The 15,736-nt window shown below is 71.6% G+C and carries 13 protein-coding genes, 1 other RNA gene and 1 pseudogene; 9 read left to right on the top strand and 6 right to left on the bottom strand.

Features of this window, described 5'->3' with window-relative positions:
- Positions 1–24: 24 nt before the first annotated feature.
- Complete coding sequence (locus ACIQWG_RS09180; RefSeq protein ID WP_404093517.1) at positions 25–1,182, bottom strand: hypothetical protein; 1,158 nt, start codon at positions 1,180–1,182, stop codon at positions 25–27.
- A 222-nt stretch (positions 1,183–1,404) separates the two neighbouring features.
- Between ACIQWG_RS09180 and ACIQWG_RS09175 the strand changes: the two genes are divergently transcribed.
- From ACIQWG_RS09175 to ACIQWG_RS09165, 3 genes are read left to right on the top strand one after another with little or no spacing between them, the layout of a single operon-like run.
- Positions 1,405–2,292 (top strand): Nif3-like dinuclear metal center hexameric protein, encoded by an 888-nt coding sequence (locus ACIQWG_RS09175; protein WP_404092356.1) that lies wholly within the window; start codon positions 1,405–1,407, stop codon positions 2,290–2,292.
- Positions 2,289–3,032: a zinc ribbon domain-containing protein gene (locus tag ACIQWG_RS09170; RefSeq protein ID WP_404093515.1), complete on the top strand. Its 744-nt coding sequence runs from the start codon at positions 2,289–2,291 to the stop codon at positions 3,030–3,032. The genes ACIQWG_RS09175 and ACIQWG_RS09170 overlap by 4 nt, the downstream gene beginning before the upstream one ends.
- Positions 3,033–3,043: 11 nt before the next feature.
- Positions 3,044–4,225 (top strand): bifunctional RNase H/acid phosphatase, encoded by a 1,182-nt coding sequence (locus ACIQWG_RS09165; protein WP_404092354.1) that lies wholly within the window; start codon positions 3,044–3,046, stop codon positions 4,223–4,225.
- Here ACIQWG_RS09165 and eda read toward each other — a convergent pair.
- The gene (eda, locus tag ACIQWG_RS09160; protein ID WP_404092352.1) at positions 4,208–4,840 is read right to left on the bottom strand and encodes a bifunctional 4-hydroxy-2-oxoglutarate aldolase/2-dehydro-3-deoxy-phosphogluconate aldolase; all 633 of its coding nucleotides are present in this window, start codon (positions 4,838–4,840) and stop codon (positions 4,208–4,210) included. The two genes, ACIQWG_RS09165 and eda, sit on opposite strands and share 18 nt — an antisense overlap.
- 72 nt (positions 4,841–4,912) lie before the next feature.
- Complete coding sequence (gene yaaA / locus ACIQWG_RS09155) at positions 4,913–5,695, bottom strand: peroxide stress protein YaaA (protein ID WP_404092350.1); 783 nt, start codon at positions 5,693–5,695, stop codon at positions 4,913–4,915.
- A gap of 73 nt (positions 5,696–5,768) precedes the next feature.
- Between yaaA and ACIQWG_RS09150 the strand changes: the two genes are divergently transcribed.
- Complete coding sequence (locus ACIQWG_RS09150) at positions 5,769–7,193, top strand: RNB domain-containing ribonuclease (RefSeq protein ID WP_404092347.1); 1,425 nt, start codon at positions 5,769–5,771, stop codon at positions 7,191–7,193.
- Here ACIQWG_RS09150 and ACIQWG_RS09145 read toward each other — a convergent pair.
- Entirely contained in the window at positions 7,156–7,749 is a 594-nt protein-coding gene (locus tag ACIQWG_RS09145; RefSeq protein ID WP_404092344.1) for a hypothetical protein, read from the bottom strand. The genes ACIQWG_RS09150 and ACIQWG_RS09145 overlap by 38 nt on opposite strands.
- Complete coding sequence (locus ACIQWG_RS09140; protein WP_404092341.1) at positions 7,746–8,504, bottom strand: MerR family transcriptional regulator; 759 nt, start codon at positions 8,502–8,504, stop codon at positions 7,746–7,748. Before ACIQWG_RS09140 ends, ACIQWG_RS09145 begins: the two co-directional genes overlap by 4 nt.
- A gap of 163 nt (positions 8,505–8,667) precedes the next feature.
- Between ACIQWG_RS09140 and ACIQWG_RS09135 the strand changes: the two genes are divergently transcribed.
- The 5 genes and pseudogenes from ACIQWG_RS09135 (at position 8,668) to ACIQWG_RS09115 (ending at position 13,560) form a co-directional block, all read left to right on the top strand.
- Positions 8,668–9,246, top strand: a complete 579-nt coding sequence (locus ACIQWG_RS09135; RefSeq protein ID WP_404092339.1) for a Uma2 family endonuclease — start codon at positions 8,668–8,670, stop codon at positions 9,244–9,246.
- A gap of 44 nt (positions 9,247–9,290) precedes the next feature.
- Complete coding sequence (locus tag ACIQWG_RS09130; RefSeq protein ID WP_404092337.1) at positions 9,291–10,115, top strand: helix-turn-helix domain-containing protein; 825 nt, start codon at positions 9,291–9,293, stop codon at positions 10,113–10,115.
- 19 nt (positions 10,116–10,134) lie between these two features.
- Positions 10,135–10,965 (top strand): annotated as a pseudogene (locus ACIQWG_RS09125) (DMT family transporter); the annotation flags it as partial.
- 52 nt (positions 10,966–11,017) lie between these two features.
- Positions 11,018–11,424: RNase P RNA component class A (gene rnpB / locus ACIQWG_RS09120), an RNA gene on the top strand.
- Positions 11,425–11,898: 474 nt separating this feature from the next.
- On the top strand, positions 11,899–13,560 hold the full coding sequence (locus ACIQWG_RS09115; RefSeq protein WP_404092334.1) for an N-6 DNA methylase: 1,662 nt from the start codon (positions 11,899–11,901) through the stop codon (positions 13,558–13,560).
- Positions 13,561–13,592: 32 nt separating this feature from the next.
- On the opposite strand, the gene ACIQWG_RS09110 is transcribed toward ACIQWG_RS09115, so the two are convergent.
- Positions 13,593–15,728 (bottom strand): UvrD-helicase domain-containing protein, encoded by a 2,136-nt coding sequence (locus tag ACIQWG_RS09110; RefSeq protein ID WP_404092331.1) that lies wholly within the window; start codon positions 15,726–15,728, stop codon positions 13,593–13,595.
- Positions 15,729–15,736 lie beyond the last annotated feature (8 nt).

The raw sequence follows: 15,736 nt of genomic DNA, 5'->3' as shown, positions 1-15,736 counted from the left end.
TCCAGGCGGCCACGCCGACCGCCACTACTTCGTTACAAGACCGCCCAACGGGGCTTGCTGGAGCGGCACGGGGCGTACGGGAGACTCCGTGGGTGCCGGGTCGGGTTGCGCGGGCCGTGCGGCGCCGTCGTGGCTGGTCGCGCAGTTCCCCGCGCCCCTCTGGGGCACTTCCCAGCCCGCCACTCCACAGGGCACCGCCTCGGTCGCGTACGGCAGGTGAAGCACCCCGTCCGCACTCCACCACCCGGCACCCGCCAACCACCCCTCGGGCGCCGCGAGATGACGTACCTGCCGTTCCGCCGGACGCCACACCCCCACCCAGCTGCCGACCGGGCCCTCGACGCGCAGCGCCACCCCGCAGCTCTCCGGCGTCAGCACCTGCCCCGGCTGGATCGCGAACGGCGTCAGCGCGCACTCCGGCATCAGCAGACACTCCGGGAAGCGCACCGGCAGGGTGCTGCCCAGCACACCCCAGCCAAGGCGTCCCCGCCCCGGCGAAGGGGCGTCCGAGCGGATCAGCAGCAGCCCGCTGTCCGGGTCGGCGAGCAGCACCCGGTCGTCGCTGCCGTCCGCGATCTGGAGCAGCGGCGACACCTCGCCGCCCCGCCCCAGATCGACCACGACGGCCTTCGTACGGCCCCCCGACTCACGGTCGAGGGCCAGCATCCGCCCCTCCCGGTCCAGCCACACCCCACCCGAACAGCGTCCGGGGATCTGCGCGACCTGCTCCGGCCCCGAGGCGCCCCCCACGACCAGCCACACGGCGCTGGAGCGCCGGCCCACCGCGAGGGCGTACGCCTTGTCGCCGCCCGGTGCCGGCGGCAGCATCCGCAGCCGGGTCTCGTCGTCCGGGCTCGGGACGGCGCCCAGCAGCAGCTCACCCGTGCCGGGCCCGGTCGGATACAGCAGCGAGAACACATGCCGTCCGTCCGTCGGGCGGCGGATGAGGACCCGCCCGTCGCCCATCGGCTGCACCTCGGTGCCGGGCTCCTCCGGCTGGTGGGAGGGCAGCGGCACGGCGTAGGGCTCGGGGCCGTCCAGGGTCCAGCGCTCCGGGAACCAGCAGTCGCCGGCCGGCGCGAGGCGGGCGGCGTAGGCGCCGTCCGTCGTGATGACGCAGTCCGCCCGGGGCGGGTCGCCGTCCTCGTGCTCCGCGGCGGGTTCGATCGCACAGGCCGTCATCGTCCCGTCACCTCCGGTCACGAAGCTAGTTTTCGCACGCACAGGCGTGGGACGGGGCAGGGTCACTTCACACAAAGGGATGGCAGCGGAACGATTCGCCTGAGGAAACCGGGGTGGTTGTGCTGAGCGGAGAGGGGGTGGCCCGAGCGGCCGGAGCGGGCGGCGATCCGGCCGTTCCCGCACCGGTACAGCCGTACGGACCAGCCAGGTAGCCTGTTCCTCGTGCCCCGTCTGTCTGAAGTCATCGCCGCGCTGGAGAACCTGTGGCCCGCCGAGCGGGCCGAGTCCTGGGACGCGGTCGGCACCGTCGTGGGCGACCCCGACCAGGAGGTCTCCCGGGTCCTGTTCGCCGTCGACCCGGTCCAGGAGATCGTGGACGAGGCGGTGAAGCTGGACGCCGACCTGCTGGTCACCCACCACCCGCTCTATCTGCGCGGTACGACGACGGTCGCGGCCACGCACTTCAAGGGCCGGGTCGTGCACACCCTCATCAAGAACGACATCGCGCTGCACGTGGCGCACACCAACGCCGACACCGCGGACCCGGGCGTCAGCGACGCGCTGGCCGGCGCGCTGGACCTGCGCGTCGTACGCCCGCTGGTGCCGGACCCGACGGACCCGTCCGGGCGCCGCGGCCTGGGCCGTGTCTGCGAGCTCGACCACCCGCTGACCGTCCGCGAGCTGGCACGGAAGGCGTCCGAGCGGCTGCCCGCCACCGCGCAGGGCATCCGCGTGGCCGGCGACCCCGAGGCCACGGTCCGCACGATCGCGGTCAGCGGCGGCTCCGGCGACAGCCTCTTCGACCAGGTGCGCGCGGCCGGTGTGGACGCCTTCCTCACCGCGGACCTGCGCCACCACCCGGCGTCCGAGGCCGTCTCCCACAGTCCTCTCGCGCTGCTCGACGCGGCGCACTGGGCCACCGAATGGCCCTGGTGCGAGCTGGCCGCAGCCCAGCTCGACGAGATCTCCGACCGCAAGGGATGGGACCTGCGCGTCCACGTCTCCAAGACGGTCACCGACCCCTGGACCGCCCACGCGGCGTCCGCCACCACCCTTCCAGCGAGCGCTTCGCGCGCCCCTTCTGACTCGACATCTGGAGCCCCCAACTGAACGCCGCGCCCGCCGACCAGATCCGCCTCCTCGACGTCCAGGCCCTCGACGTCCGCCGCCAGCAGCTCGCGCACAAGCGGAAGTCGCTGCCCGAGCACGCCGAGATCGAATCGCTGACCAAGGACCACACCCAGCTGCGCGACCTGCTCGTGGCCGCGCAGACCGAGGAGAGCGACTGCGCCCGCGAGCAGACCAAGGCCGAGCAGGACGTGGACCAGGTGCGCCAGCGCGCCGTCCGTGACCAGCAGCGCCTGGACTCCGGCGCCGTCACCTCCCCGAAGGACCTGGAGAACCTCCAGCACGAGATCGCCTCCCTCGCCAAGCGGCAGGGCGATCTGGAGGACGTCGTCCTGGAGGTCATGGAGCGCCGGGAGTCCGCGCAGGAGCGGGTCGCCGAGCTGACCGAGCGGGTCGGCGCGGTCCAGGGCAAGGTCGACGACGCGACCGCCCGCCGGGACGCCTCCATCGAGGAGATCGACGGCGAGATCGCCACGGTCATCAAGGAGCGCGAGGTCATGGCCGGGTCGGTCCCCGCGGACCTGCTCAAGCTCTACGACAAGCTGCGCGAGCAGCAGGGCGGCATCGGCGCGGCCAAGCTGTACCAGCGCACCTGCCAGGGCTGCCGCCAGGAGCTGTCGATCACGGACATCAACCAGATCCGCGCCGCCGCGCCCGACACCGTGGTGCGCTGTGAGAACTGCCGCCGGATCCTGGTGCGCACGGCCGAGTCGGGCCTCTAGGAGGCCGAGCCGTGCGGGAGTTCATCGTCGAGGCCGACGGCGGCTCACGGGGCAACCCGGGACCCGCGGGCTACGGTGCGGTCGTGATCGACGCGGCGACCGGCCAGACGCTGGCCGAGGCGGCCGAGTACATCGGCGTCGCCACGAACAACGTCGCCGAGTACCGGGGCCTGGTGGCCGGCCTGCGCGCCGCGCGCGAGCTGGACCCGACGGCCGCGGTCCATGTGCGGATGGACTCTAAGCTGGTCATCGAGCAGATGTCGGGCCGCTGGAAGATCAAGCACCCCGACATGAAGCCGCTCGCGTTCGAGGCGGCCGGGGTGTTCCCCGCCTCCCAGGTGACGTACGAGTGGATCCCCCGCGAGCAGAACAAGCACGCGGACCGGCTCGCCAACGAGGCGATGGACGCCGGGAAGCGGGGGGAGCAGTGGTCGGCGGCGGCTTCCACGGCGGAGCTGGAGGCGGCCGACGCCAAGGCCGCCGCTGCCGCCACCAAGGCCGAGGCCGACGTCGAGGCGGTGCGTACCGTCGCCGCTCCCTCGACCGGCTGGGGTCCCGCCGACATGGGGGCGCCCGCCACCTTCGTACTGCTGCGGCACGGTGAGACGCCGTTGACGCCCCAGAAGCGGTTCTCCGGGAGCGGTGGCACCGACCCGTCCCTCTCCGACGTCGGCCGGGAGCAGGCCGAGCGCGTCGGGGCGGCCCTCGCCCGGCGCGGCACCGTCCAGGCCGTCGTGGCGTCGCCGCTCGCCCGTACCCGGGAGACCGCCGGGATCGTCGCCGCCCGCCTGGGACTCGACGTGGCCGTCGACGACGGCTTGCGCGAGACCGACTTCGGCGCCTGGGAGGGCCTCACCTTCGGCGAGGTCCGCGAGCGGTACGCCGCCGATCTGAACGCCTGGCTCGCCGACCCCGAGGCCCGTCCCACCGGGGACGGCGAGAGCTTCGCGGCCACCGCCACCCGGATCGCCGCCACCCGCGACAAGCTGATCGCGGCCTACGCGGGGCGCACGGTCCTCCTCGTCACCCACGTCACACCGATCAAGACGCTCGTACGCCTCGCGCTGGGCGCCCCGCCCGACTCCCTGTTCCGCATGGAACTCTCGGCGGCGTCCCTGTCCGCGGTGGCGTACTACGCCGACGGCAACGCGAGCGTACGGCTCTTCAACGACACCTCACACCTGCGCGCCTGAGCGGCCCAGCGCCGCCGCCTCGCGCGCCAGGGCCTCGACGCGCCCCCAGTCCCGCGCGGCCACCGCGTCCGCCGGAAGCATCCAACTCCCGCCCACGCACCCGACGTTGGGCAGGGCGAGGTAGCCGGGCGCGGAGGCCGGACCGATCCCGCCGGTCGGGCAGAACCGGGCCTGCGGCAACGGTCCGTACAGCGACTTGAGATACGCCGTGCCGCCCGCCGCCTCGGCCGGGAAGAACTTCATCTCCCGCACCCCGCGTTCCAGCAGTGCCACCACCTCGGACGCGGTCGACACCCCGGGCAGACACGGCACCCCGGACGCCCGCATGGCCTCCAGCAGCAGATCCGTCCAGCCGGGGCTCACCAGAAAGCCCGCCCCCGCCTCGACCGCCAGGGTCACCTGCTCCGGCGTGATCACCGTGCCCGCGCCGACCACCGCCTCCGGCACCGCCTCCGCGACGGCCCGGATCGCCTCCAGGGCGGCCGGCGTCCGCAGCGTCACCTCGATGGCGGGCAGCCCGCCATCGACGAGAGCCCGGGCCAGCGGCACGGCGTCGGAGGGGTCGTCGACCACGACCACGGGGACGACGGGCGCGAGATCCAGGACTGAGGTCATGGCCTCATCCTGCCCAGGAGAAGCAGTATGCGCAAAGCCCGTTGCATGCAGTGCAATGGCTGCTCGCGGCTACTAGTGGATCTCCGTCACCAGCACATCCAGCGACCACGCCTGCCCGGCCCGGGCCGGCGCCGCCACCTCCACCTCGTACCCGAGGTCCCGCAGCGCCTCCACCAGTCCGGCCGGACCCGTGGGCCGGGCACCCGCCGTCAGCAGGCTCCGTACGATCCGGCCCTTGGTCGCCTTGTTGAAGTGGCTGACGACCTTCCGCGTCGGCGCGTGCAGCACCCGTACCGTCGCCGTCCGCCCGGCCACCTCGCCCTTGGGCTTCCACGCCGCCGCGTAGGCCGACGACCGCAGATCCAGCACCAGCCCGTCCCCGGCCGCCTCGGGCAGCGCGTCCGCCATCGGCGCCCGCCAGTGCGCGGAGAGCGCCCCGAGGCCGGGCAGCTTCACGCCCATCGAGCAGCGGTAGGAGGGGATCCGGTCATTGACCCGCACGGCCCCCCACAGCCCCGAGAAGACGAGCAGCGACCGGGTTGCCCGCTTCTTCGCGGCGGTGTCCAGCGACGCCAGGTCCAGGGCGTCGTACAGCACCCCGGTGTAGATCTCCCCGGCCGGCCGCGCACCCGCCGTCGGCAGCCCGGCGTTCTTGGCGACCTCGCCCCGCAGCCCCTCGCTCAGCCCGAGCACGTCCCGTGCCTTGTCCTCGTCGCCGGCGCACAGCTCGACCAGCTCGTTCAGCACGGCCTGACGGGCCTCGCCCAGCCCCGGCAGGGACAGCGACTCCAGCTTCAGCGGCGCACCCCGACCGGACGGGTCCTTGCCTTCGGAAGGCGGCAGCAGGACAAGCACACGTACTCCTCAGATCGAACTCCGCCACAGGGTACGGCGTGCCCGCCGACCACCCTCGCCCTACGCTCGACTCATGCCCCGCCGCCACATCCACGTGACCGGCGCCCCCGAGGCCCCCCTCCGGGCCGCCCTCACCGAGCTGCGCAACGAACTGGGCGTCCCCGAAGGCTTCCCGCCCGAGGTACTGGCGGAGGCCGAGCACAGGGCGAAGGCCCCCGCCCTCCCGTCCCACGACGCCACCGACATCCCCTTCCTCACCATCGACCCGCCCACCTCCACCGACCTCGACCAGGCCATGCACCTGTCCCGGCAGGGCACCGGCTACCGCGTCCGGTACGCCATCGCCGACGTCGCCGCCTTCGTCGTACCGTCGGCGGCGCTCGACCGCGAGGCGCACCGGCGGGTGAACACCCTCTACTTCCCCGACCTGCGGATCCCACTGCACCCCGAGTCGCTGAGCGAGGGCGCCGCGAGCCTGCTCCCGGGCCAGGACCGCCCCGCCGTCCTGTGGACGATCGACCTCGACGCGGACGGCCGTACGCTCGCCGTCGACGTCCGCCGGGCCCTCGTGCGCAGCCGGGTCAAGCTCGACTACGCGGGCGTGCAGAAGGAGATCGACGACGCCACCGCCGAGGAGCCGCTCGCCCTGCTCAAGGAGGTCGGGCAGCTGCGGGAGCGGCTGGAGGTGGAGCGGGGCGGGATCTCGCTGAGCGTGCCCGAGCAGGAGATCGTCGAACGCGACCACACCTACGAGCTCGCCTACCGTGCCCCGCTGCCCGCCGACGGCTGGAACTCCCAGATCTCCCTGCTGACCGGCATGGCCGCCGCCGACCTGATGCTCACCCACGGCACAGGCGTCCTGCGCACCCTGCCCGCCGCCCCCGACGGCGCCGTGGGCCGGCTGCGCCACACCGCGCACGCCCTGCACATCGACTGGCCGCACCACGTCTCCTACGCCGAACTGGTCCGCTCCCTCGACCCGCACCGCCCGCACCAGGCCGCCTTCCTCCAGGAGTGCACGACCCTGCTGCGCGGCGCCGGCTACACGGTCTTCCGGGACGGCGACCTGCCGGACATCACCACCCACTCCGCCGTGGCCGCCCCCTACGCCCACTGCACGGCCCCGCTGCGCCGCCTCGCCGACCGGTACACGGCCGAGATCTGCCTGGCGGCCATGGCCGGAGAGCCGGTTCCCGCATGGGTGGAGGCCGCGCTCGACGCACTGCCCGCGCGGATGGCCGACGGCACCCGGCGGGCGGGCACCGCCGAGCGGGAGTGCCTCGACATCGTGGAGGCGGCACTGCTGAGGGACCGGGTCGGCGAGGTGTTCGACGGCACCGTGGTGGAGGTCGAGGAGCGCCGGCCCACCGTCGGGACCGTGCAGTTGGAGTCCCCCGCGGTCATCGGCCGGATCGAGAGCACGGAGCCGCTGCCGCTGGGGGAGCGGCTCAGGGTCCGCCTCACGCAAGCGGCGAAGGTGCGGTTCGCGCCTGCTTGATCGCGTGTACGAGGTCGGCGGCCTCGTCGGCGTGCAGGCGCACCAGACGCACGTCCCGCCGGCGGCCCAGGACGGTGAAGTGGACGACGGGCTCGGTGAGTTCGAGGGTCACGGTGGTCTGCGCGCCGACGGCCAGATTCAGTTCGCCCTCGGCCGGCTCATGGGTGGTGCGCAGCTCGCGGCGCACCTGCGCGATCCTCTCCAGAGGTATGCGCAGATCGACGTGCACGGCACGCCGGACGCGCAGGAAGCCCGCGTCGAGGACGTGCGGCCGTACGACCGAGGCGGCGTGCATCCCGATGATGATCAGCAGGGTGTACAGGTCCATCAGGAACCACACCCGCTGCACGGCCGGGTGGTTCCGCAGCAGCACGGACATCATGATCGACTCGATCACGACCACGAACCCGAAGCCCAGCATCATCGTGCCCTGCCCGCGCGCGTACCCGAAGCCGGTGCCGTCACCGATCCCGTGCCTGCGCCGGGCCGCCCACAGCCAGAGACTGCCGACGAGCCGCAGCTCGCCCCGCAGGAGGGTGAGCGCGATCCGCGTCATGGTCCGTTCCCTTCCATGAGGATCCGCAGCGTCCGGCGGATCGCCTCGGCCTGTGCCGGGGCGAAGTCGGCGTAGAAGGCGCGCAGGAAGGGGTTGTCGGGGTCGACCTCCACCGGCTCCGGGAACAGGTCGCGGGGCAGACAGTCGGCGAGGGCGCGGGCGGCCTCAGCGACCTGGGGGTCATCGGGTTCGGCGTCGGCGAGTTCGTCGAGCAGGGCGTAGGCGGCGAGGGCCCGGTCCCTGCCACCCGGCGCGGAGAGCGCACTGCCCAGCGCCTCCATGAGCTGCTCCCGCCCCTCGGGTTCGGCCGTCGTCTCGATCAGCGCGAGCATCTCGCGGTCCTTGGCGGCCATCGGGGAGTCCGAGACCGAGGCCATGTCCTTCAGGAGCGCCGCGAGCCGGGGCGACACCGGCCCCTCGGCGGTCACGGCGCCCTCCGTCTCCAGCAGCGCGCGGAGCCGCTCCCGCCGCTCCCGGATCGCCGCCTCCTGGCGGGCGAGATCCGCATCCAGCTCGGTGAGCACCTCGACGAGATCCTTCCCCGCGTCCTCGGCGAGCACGTCCCGCACCTCGGCGAGCCCCAGCCCCAGCTCGGTCAGCCGCCGGATCCGCGCCAGCACGACGGCGTGCCGCAGCGTGTACTCCCGATAGCCGTTCGGCCGCCGTTCCGGCTCGGGCAGCAGCCCCTGATGGTGGTAGTGCCGCACGGTCCGCGTGGTGACGCCGACGGTGGCGGCGAGTTCTCCGATCCGCATGGGATCAGTAGAGACGTTGACGTTGCGGCAGGGTCAAGCGACGGCTTGCTTGCCTGACGACCGTCCGTTCCGTGTGCCACGATCGAGGGAACGGTTCCCGATCTCTCGGACAGGTGATCTTGCGATGTCCCAGTCTGGCGAGCGACAGAAGGAGGGGCGTGACATGACTGCCATGGCCCACGAGCCGCTCACGCAGGAAGAGGTCCTGCTGGAGGGCTTTCTCGCCCTGGACGCGCCGGAGGGTTTCCGGGCCGAGTTGATCGAGGGGGAGATCGTTGTGACGCCGCCGCCGGACGGGGATCACGAGAAGTACATCAGCCGGATCGTCAGGCAGGTGATCAAGCGATCCAGGACGGACATGGACTTCTCCGGAAACAAGGGACTGACGGTGAAGAGTGCGGTGGCCTGGCCGATGGACCACGTGATCCCGGATGTCACCTTCGCACCCGTCGATGCGGACCTGTTCGGCGGCGCCAATGCCTGGATGCCCTGCGACGGCGTCGTCATGGTGCTGGAGGTGACATCGACCAAGCCGAAGGCCGACCGCGAGGCCAAACGTCGTTGCTACGCCCGCGGTGGCATCCCCCTCTACCTGCTGGCCGACCGGGACACCTCCCAGGTGACGCTCTTCAGCGAGCCGGAGAACGGCGACTACCGACAGCACTGCACACGCCCCTTCGGCAGATCGCTCGCCCTCCCGGCACCGTTCGCCTTCGATCTGGAGACCGCGGACTTTCTCTGACGCTCCTGGCGTTGCACCTTCCGGGAACGGCCGGGAGGTGCGACGTGGGTGAACAGGCACGGTGGACCAGAGCCCGGCTGGGACGTGACGGCCCGCCCCTCGACCTGCTCACCGCCCGCTTCGACCGGCACGTCTACGCCCCGCACGCCCACGACGAGTTCACGATCGGCGTCTGCGTCGGCGGCCGCGAGATCATCGACTACCGGGGCGGCCACATCCGACCCGGCGTCGGCTCCATCGTCGTACTGGCACCGGGAGAGATCCACACGGGCGGTCCGGCGGCGACCGGCGGTTACGCCTACCGAGCCCTGTACGCCGAGACGTCACTGCTGACCGACGGCACCCTGGCCACCGCTGCCCCGCACTTTCACGAGCCCCTCCTCGACGACCCCGAACTGGCCGCCGCCCTGCGCCTGGCCCACGCCGAACTGGCCGCCTGCCCCGACCCCCTGGAGGCCGAGTCCCGCATCCCCTGGCTCCTGACGGCCCTCGCCCGCCGCCACTCCACGGCCCGCGCGGTGAGTGACAGGGTGCCGGGAGCCGCCCGCATCGCGCACGCCGTACGCGACCGCCTGGCCGACGAGCTGACCGCCCCGCCCTCCCTCGCGGCCCTGGCCACCGACCTGGGCCTCTCCCGCTACCAGCTGCTCCGCGCCTTCCGGATGGCGATGGGCGTACCGCCGTACGCCTGGCTGGCCCAGCACCGCGTGAACCGGGCCCGGGGCCTGCTGGAGAACGGCCTGCGCCCCGCCGAGGTGGCCGGCCTGGTGGGTTTCGCGGACCAGGCGCACCTCACCCGCTGGTTCCGCCGGGTGCTCGGGGTGACCCCGGCGGCCTACCGCAACAGCGTTCAAGACAGCGGGCGGTGAGGACGCCGAGACTCGCCGCATGACGGCACGTGGCTGGTTCCTGTTCGCCCTGATGAGCGTGGTCTGGGGCATACCGTATCTGCTGATCAAGGTGGCGGTGGAGGAGGTCTCCCCGTCCATGGTGGTCTTCACGCGCTGCGCGCTCGGCGCAGCGCTCCTGCTCCCCTTCGCACTCCGCCAGGGCGGCCTGCCCCGGACGATACGGACCCACTGGCGCCCTCTGCTCGCCTTCGCGTGCATAGAGATCATCGGCCCCTGGTGGACCCTGACCGACGCCGAGCGCCACCTGTCCAGCTCGACGGCGGGACTGCTGATCGCGGGCGTCCCGATCGTCGGCGTGGCCCTGTCCCGCTACTTCGGCGCGACGGAACACCTCGGGCTGCGCCGCCTGACCGGCCTCGCCCTGGGCCTGGCCGGCGTGGCCACCCTCACGATCCCGCACCTGACCGGCGGCGACGCCCGCTCACTGGCCGAGGTGCTGCTGACGGTACTGGGCTATGCGACGGCCCCGCTGATCGCGGCGAGGTGGCTCAGGGCCGTGCCGTCCCTCCACCTGACGGCGGCATGCCTCACCCTCGCGGCACTGGTCTACGCCCCCGCGGCGGCACTGACCCGGCCGGCCGAGTTCCCGTCGCCCGAGGCCCTGACAGCCCTGGCTACCCTGGGCGCGATCTGCACGGCGGTCGCCTTCGTGGCCTTCCTGGAGCTGATCAAGGAGGTCGGCCCGACGCGGGCGACGGTGTTCACGTACGTCAATCCGGCGGTCGCGGTGGCGGCGGGCGCCGTCTTCCTGGACGAGCGGCTCACGGTGGGGGTCGCGGTGGCGTTCGCGCTGATTCTGGCGGGGTCGGTGTTGGCGACGACGGCCCCCCACAGGCCGGTACCATGGTCGACACGGCAGACGAGCCGGGCGGACGGCCGCGTGGAGTCCCCTTAGGGGCTTCCCGAGGAACGTCCGGGCTCCACAGGGCAGGGTGGTGGCTAACGGCCACCCGGGGTGACCCGCGGGACAGTGCCACAGAAAGCAGACCGCCGGGGACCTCGGTCCTCGGTAAGGGTGAAACGGTGGTGTAAGAGACCACCAGCGCCTGAGGTGACTCAGGCGGCTAGGTAAACCCCACCCGGAGCAAGGTCAAGAAGGGCCCGCCTTAACCGGTGTCCCTGCGCGGACGTTCGAGGGCTGCCCGCCCGAGTCCGCGGGTAGACCGCAGGAGGCCGGCGGCAACGCCGGTCCTAGATGGATGGCCGTCTCCCCGGCCGCCGCGAGGCGACCGGGTGACAGAACCCGGCGTATAGCCCGACTCGTCTGCCGCTCAGGGGTTCCGGCCGGCGAATCTGCTGGGCCGAGGTCCTTTCCCCTCGCGCTCAGGACTGGGACAAACCCCGCTCCGCACCGGTTCAGACGGGGGCGCGCGGCTACCTACGTAGCCATGAGAGTTGCCATGGGGCGTGGGGTCGGAGATCGGCGGCTTCGGTGTCTGACCTGTAGGAAAGCGGCCTCTGTCGGAATAACGGGCCGTCCCGGCCCGAGGCTGATGAGTCTGCGAAACTTTGGCTGGTCGGCCTGTCCTGTTTGGTGGAGCATCGTCGTTGCTGTCTTGGGGATGCCCAGGACAGCGCGGAGGCGCGGCGGCTGAGCTATTCGATTCCGGAACCACGCTGGCCGTGCGTGCGACTGAACATCGCCTCGGCCTGTGTGCGTAGGAAGCAGAATGGACGTGTGTACGCTGTCAACGCGCACCCATCGTTGATGGGGCCATGAGGCCCGTGTACGGTGGCGCGCATGGCAGACCATCCCGCTCCGCCAGTCAGCGGACCGCTTGTCACCGGCTCCGAGATCGCTCGGCTCGCAGGGGTCACGCGTGCCGCTGTCTCCAACTGGAGGCGGCGGTACGAGGATTTCCCCGCGCCCGCAGGAGGCGGTGCGAACAGTCCGTTGTTCGACCTGGCCGCAGTACAGGCGTGGCTGGACAAGCAGCGCAAGGGACAGGATGTCTCGGCGGAGGTGTCGCTTTGGCAGGCTCTTCGAGCGGCCTACGGCGATGAGATGATCGGTGGGCTCGCCGACGTCGCCCAGCTGTTCGCCGGTGGTGAGGGTGAGGCCCCGGAGACTCTGCCGACAGATGCCGTTCGACATGCGCGGCAGCTCGGTGACAGGGGATCCCCCGGTGACGTGTTGAGCGCCCTTACCGAGCGTTTCACCGACTCGGTACGCCGCGCCGGATCCGACCAGGTCACCTCACCGCGTGTCGTGCGTGCGGTGCGGCACTTCGTCGGCGAGGTGTCGGCTGATGCGACCATCTTCGATCCGGCGTGCGGTATCGGAACGCTCCTGTTGGCTGTCGGACCCGAGTTCGGGCCGACGCGGTGCGGTCAGGAGGCCGACGCCCGCAGCGCTCGATTCGCGCAGCTGCGAGCCGACCTCACGGGGCGCACGGGCGTCGACATCCGCACCGGAGATTCCCTGCGTGACGACCACTGGTCGGACCTTAAGGCCGATCTCGTCGTCTGCGATCCGCCTGTCGGCACTACGGACTGGGGACGCGAGGACCTGCTCCTCGACTCTAGGTGGGAGCTCGGCACACCCTCACGTGCCGAAGGCGAACTCGCCTGGCTGCAACACGCCTACGCACACACCGTGCCGGGCGGGCGCGTTCTCATGGTCATGCCCGCCTCGGTCGCCTACCGCAAGGCGGGCCGGCGTATCCGGGCCGAGCTCGTGCGTCGCGGCCTCCTCACGCACGTCATCGCCCTGCCCCCCGGGACCGCTGCTTCACACGCCCTCCCTATGCACCTCTGGCATCTGCGCCGCCCGCGATCTCCTGATGACGCGACCGTCAAGGTGCGCATGGTCGACCTCACGGCGAACGATCCGGACGACCCCTTGGAGCCAGAGCCCGACCAGACGGCGGACGTACCCCTGATCGAACTCCTCGACGACGCTGTGGATCTCACTCCCGGCCGTCACGTCGAGGAGTCCTACCGCGACTACGCGACCGAGTACCGGGCGCTGCGGCAGGAGCTGGCTGAGCAGGTGAGCCTGCTGGCCGACCTGCTGCCGACCTTGATCGGAGGCGACGGCGCCAGCGCTCTGGAAGGGCCGTCCGTCAGTGTCGCCGACCTCGCGCGTGCGGGGCTGGTCGAGTACGGCGATCCGGAGCCGGCATCGGTGAGCGATCAACTCGATACCGACTACCTCCGCGGGTTTCTGCGCAGCGCGGCGAACACCCGTCGGTCCACCAGCGCCAGCGGCACCTACCGGCTCGACGGCAAGGGCGCTCGCATCCCGCAGATGGACATCGTTCAGCAGCGTCGCTACGGGGCAGCGTTCCGTGCGCTGCAGGAGTTCGAGGAGCGGGCGCGCAGGGTGGTCGAGCTCAGCAGGGAGGCGTCGGCACTGGCACGGGACGGGCTCGGCAACGGGGCTCTCGCGCCCGGAGACTGAAGGGTGGGCTCATAACAAGGAGGAGCTGTACCTCACTTCGCCTTCTGAATGAACGGACTGGCCGATCCGCTCCAAGACACCGCGAGCGCCTCCCGTGCCCGCGTGCATGCCACGAACAGGAGGCACCGCTCCCGGAGCAGGTCCGAGTCGTGCTGCAGCGCGTCCACCGAGGTAGGCGTCACCTCGCGGGTGAAGGGAAGCGCGCTCGCCGTCGCTCCGAGGACGGCGACGCAGCGGAACTCCAGGCCCTTCATGGCATGCATGGTGGCCAGCCGTACGCCGTCCGTGTCCGGCCTCGGATTGTCCCTGACCCGGACCACCGGCATCCCGGCCGCGGCCAGCTTGTCGTACGCCTTGTCGAGCAGCACGTTGAAGCGGGCGCAGACGCCGATTTCCGACGGCCGGATGCCCTGCGCGATCCAGCCCTCGACGCGCTCGACGAGCGCTGCGATCTCCGCCTGCTCCGAGCCGTATCCGCTGACATGCGGTGCACGGCCGTGCAGGAGCGACCGGTAGCCCGCCAGGGTGTCGCTACCCTCGCCACCGAGGTCGTCGACCGACACCGGGGTGAGGATGCCTGTCGACCAGGCGAGGATCTCCTCCGTGCTGCGGTAGTTGATGCGCAGACGGTGCGTCCGGCCGGTCACCGAGATGCCGAGGGAACCGAGGGAGACCTTCGAGTCGTAGATCCGCTGGTGCGGGTCGCCGGTGATGAACAGGTCGTCGCTGCCGGCTGGCACAGCGCCGCGCAGGACGCGCCACTGGGCCGGGTGCAGGTCCTGCGCCTCGTCGACGACGACATGGTCGTATGTGGGGGAAGAAGCGGCCAGGAGTTCGGCCGCGCGGGCGCACACCTTGAGATGGGTGGTGGCCTTCTGGTCGCCCAGCATGGACTCGAACAGCTCGACGGCGGGCCACAGCCGCTCCCGTTTGACCGGCGACAGCGCGCTGCCGCGACCGCGCCGCGAGGCCGCGCGGTAGTCGTCCAGGCTACGCAGATCCTGGGCGAGGACGACGTGGCGGTACTCCTGGGCCAGGAACTGCTCGGTCCAGGGCAGGCCGAGCTTCTTGACGACCCGCTGCCACACCTGTCGCTCCTCCCGGTCGCCGATCGGGGAGGGCGCCCGGCCGTCGAGGCGGGTGACGATGCCGTGCGCATAGGCGTTGACCGTGGTCACCTCGACGCGCGTGAGCAGTGTCTCGTCATCGTCCAGGAGGACGGCCAGGTTCTCCCGCAGCGACGCGGCAAGGGCGTTGGTGAACGTGGTGAGCAGTACGCGGGTGTCCGGGGAGCGGGTGAGCAGGTGCTTGACCCGGTGCAGTGCCGCGACCGTCTTGCCGGTCCCCGGGCCGCCGGTGACCTGCACCGGGCCGCCGTACGACGTCCGGTAGGCGACACGGCGCTGTGAGGGGTGCAGGAACACCCGCCAGGCCGTGAACGGCTTTTCCAGAATGTCGGCGAGTTCCTCAGGGCCGGTGACCAGGGTGATGCGGCTCGTGGTGTTGGCGATGACGACGGCCAGGCTCTCGTCCGGGTCGGGTCCCGCGTCGACGGGCCGCCGCACGGCGACCACGTCCCGGTAGACCTCTTCGGGAGTGAAGCCCTCGGCGAGGTACTGCAGGACCTCGCTCTGGTCCTCCGGCAGCAGCGTTTCGAAGGCCCGCAGCTGCGCCTTGTCGACGATGGTCCGCACAGCCCTGAGCACCTGGTCGTCGACGCCAAGTTCACGCAGGACCGTGTCGGAGTAGTTCGCGAAGAGCAGCGCGTCGGCGGCCGCGGCGGCCTTCTCCAGGGCCGGGGTCAGCTGCTCGATCGCGGCGACGTTACGGACCTCCAGCGCCCGGGTCGCGGAGTTCGTCGTGTAAAGCCGCTTCGCCGCCCAGGTGTAGGCGTCGTCGTGCGGGACGACGTTGACGAGGAGGAAGACCTCACTGCCGTCGTCGGGCGCGAGTACGACGCCGCGCCAGAAGTCGTTGATGCGGATGGTCCGCATGCGCGGGTCGCGCGCGTTCTCCACGGATTCCAGGTGCAGCCCCTTGTCCGCACGCAGTTCGGGCACGGTGAGCTGCTGGAACTTCTGCATTGCCTTGCGCACACCGGCTTTGACGGGCCGCTCCAGGACGTCGTAGCTCTCCCAGAAACTGTTGGCGAACGCGAGCTGCGGCACGAGGCGCA

This window comes from Streptomyces sp. NPDC098781, from assembly GCF_044759995.1.
In the GTDB taxonomy this organism is placed as follows: Bacteria; Actinomycetota; Actinomycetes; order Streptomycetales; family Streptomycetaceae; genus Streptomyces.
This window is presented reverse-complemented; position numbering and strand designations above follow the sequence as displayed.